A 2,094-nucleotide genomic window follows, 5' to 3' on the forward strand; every position below is an offset into this window, starting at 1 on the left:
CGGGCCATTCTGGGTCGCGGACGCTGGGACGCGGATGCGCTGCGTGACATCGTGCGTGACTATGTCGTGGAAAACCTTGCCACAGCTGACGCGGTCCTGGTCATCAATGAGACCGGCTTTCTCAAGCAGGGCAAGTCCTCCTGCGGTGTCGCTCGTCAATACACGGTGAGTAGCCCCTAGATTTCTGGACGCCTTCTATCCTAATTTTGAGGACAGGAGACGACGATGGGGAAGCCCAATTTCAGCGATGAGTTCAAGCGTGATGCGGTGGCCCAGATCACCGAGCGCGGGTATCCGGTAGCGGAGGTTTCCGAGCGGCTCGGCGTCAGCCAGCATTCGCTGTACGCATGGAAGCGGCAACTGGCGAAGGTGGTGTCTGGCGATGCCGGCAAGGATGCCGAGATCCGTCAGTTGAAGCGCGAGTTGGCCCGGGTGACCGAGGAGCGCGATATACTAAAAAACGATCGCGGGTTTGGCCCGCCTGTTCGCGGTAGAAACGGGCCGTGGTATGATGGCAGGCGGAGGGTCGCGGCCGTTAGCTTATTGGTGGTGTGATACCCCGTTAAAAAACGTGGCCCGTGGGCATTTGCGTACTTGAGAGTGGTGGCGCCGTCCTCGGCGACCCCGGTTAGGAAGATGACGGTTTGCATCGCCCATACCCTCCAGTTGTGATGGAGGAATGGAGTGAACAAATCAAAATCGGGCGGCATTGACGCTCTACCCATGCTGTCGCCTGGCGCGGCAGCCATTGATATCGGTTCGACCATGCACATGGCGGCGGTCAATCCCGATGTCGATGATCGCCCGGTCGTATCGCTCCGGTGAGGGCCGCCTTGCGGTGATCGGCTGATATTTCGAGATGGTACCGGTGCAAGCGCCGGTGTTTGCACCGATACTAAGGACGGTGCGATGAGTCAGATCACGGTAATTTCGGGGCCGGAGCGGCGACGTGTATGGACCGACCAGCAGAAGCGCACACTCGTCGCGGCGGTTTCGGCGCCCGGTGCTAACGTGGCGGAGATTGCCCGCCGTGCCGATCTGCGGCCGAACCAGATCTACAGATGGCGGCGGCAGATGGGGCAGGCAGCCCAAGGCTTTGCAGAAGTGCAGGTGCAGCCCGATCCGATGCCAGTGACCGGATCGGCGATCACTGTGGAGTTCGAGCGGGCGATCGTGCGGATAACTGCTGGCGCCTCGCCGGGGCTGGTGTCGGCAGTACTGCGGTCGGTCAAGCCGTGATCCCAGTCCCCTCCGGCGTTCGGATATGGATTGCAACGGGGCACACGGACATGCGGCGCGGCATGCGCAGCCTGGCCCTGCAGGTGCAGCAGAGCTTCGGATGTGATCCCTTCGCCGGGGATCTCTACATTTTCAGGGGACGCCGCGGCGACCTCTGCAAGATCATCTGGCATGATGGTGTCGGCATGTCGCTTTATGCCAAGCGTCTCGAGCGCGGGAAGTACATCTGGCCTTCGGCCGTGGACGGGGTGATTGCCATCTCCCCTTCGCAGATGGCCTGCATGTTGGAGGCTATCGACTGGCGTAACCCCAGGCGGATTGATGGCGTTGAGCTTACAGCATTCGATGAGCGTAGCGATCACCGCCCAGTTGTCGCCGCCCTCATCGGAGCCGGCGAAAAGGGCATTCTTACGGTTATGCATACATTTCCATAACCGTAAAAACTGGTTATTCGCCGGTTCAAAGGCAGGCGGTGATCGCGCTGCCGCCATCTACTCCGTCATCGAGACCGCCAAGCTCAATGGCCTCGATCCGCAAGCCTATATCGCGGATGTCATCGCCAGGATCGCAGGCAACTGGCCCGCTGCCCGCTGGGATGAACTCATCCCATGTAACTGGCGGCCAGATCAGCAGCAGATCGCCAACGCCGCCTGAGCCGCGGTCTTCTCGCCACGCTCACAAGGAGATCGCCCATACTCCTGCTCCCGATGCATGGCAGCGCCTCTCCGCGGGCGAAGGCACCAAAGGCGCACGGCTTCATGACTGGGCCTATTGCGAACTCGCCGATCTCGACGCCGACGAATATGATGAGACCAAATCGGGTCTTTGGACCCGCGGCCTGCTGATCCGCCACAC

2 protein-coding genes and 5 pseudogenes are annotated in these 2,094 nt (G+C 61.0%); all 7 read left to right on the forward strand.

Features of this window, described 5'->3' with window-relative positions; genetic code table 11:
- Positions 1-174, forward strand: a pseudogene (locus tag YP76_RS26385) (transposase); the annotation flags it as partial.
- A 51-nt stretch (positions 175-225) separates the two neighbouring features.
- Positions 226-459 (forward strand): annotated as a pseudogene (locus YP76_RS26390) (transposase); the annotation flags it as partial.
- 225 nt (positions 460-684) lie between these two features.
- The gene (locus tag YP76_RS28090) at positions 685-825 is read left to right on the forward strand and encodes a hypothetical protein (RefSeq protein ID WP_157035906.1); all 141 of its coding nucleotides are present in this window, start codon (positions 685-687) and stop codon (positions 823-825) included.
- A gap of 84 nt (positions 826-909) precedes the next feature.
- On the forward strand, positions 910-1,239 hold the full coding sequence (locus tag YP76_RS26400) for a transposase (RefSeq protein WP_046766339.1): 330 nt from the start codon (positions 910-912) through the stop codon (positions 1,237-1,239).
- Positions 1,236-1,541: pseudogene (gene tnpB, locus YP76_RS29360) on the forward strand (IS66 family insertion sequence element accessory protein TnpB); the annotation flags it as partial. The gene YP76_RS26400 and the pseudogene tnpB, both read left to right, overlap by 4 nt.
- 133 nt (positions 1,542-1,674) lie before the next feature.
- Positions 1,675-1,893: pseudogene (locus YP76_RS27515) on the forward strand (transposase domain-containing protein); the annotation flags it as partial.
- 31 nt (positions 1,894-1,924) lie between these two features.
- Positions 1,925-2,094: pseudogene (locus YP76_RS28095) on the forward strand (IS701 family transposase); the annotation flags it as partial.

The organism is Sphingobium chungbukense (assembly GCF_001005725.1).
In the GTDB taxonomy this organism is placed as follows: Bacteria; Pseudomonadota; Alphaproteobacteria; order Sphingomonadales; family Sphingomonadaceae; genus Sphingobium; species Sphingobium chungbukense.

What these genes read in the sequence shown, in the direction of transcription:
- YP76_RS26400 (WP_046766339.1), top strand. Translation starts at nt 910, where the DNA reads ATGAGTCAGATCACGGTAATTTCGGGGCCGGAGCGGCGACGTGTATGG.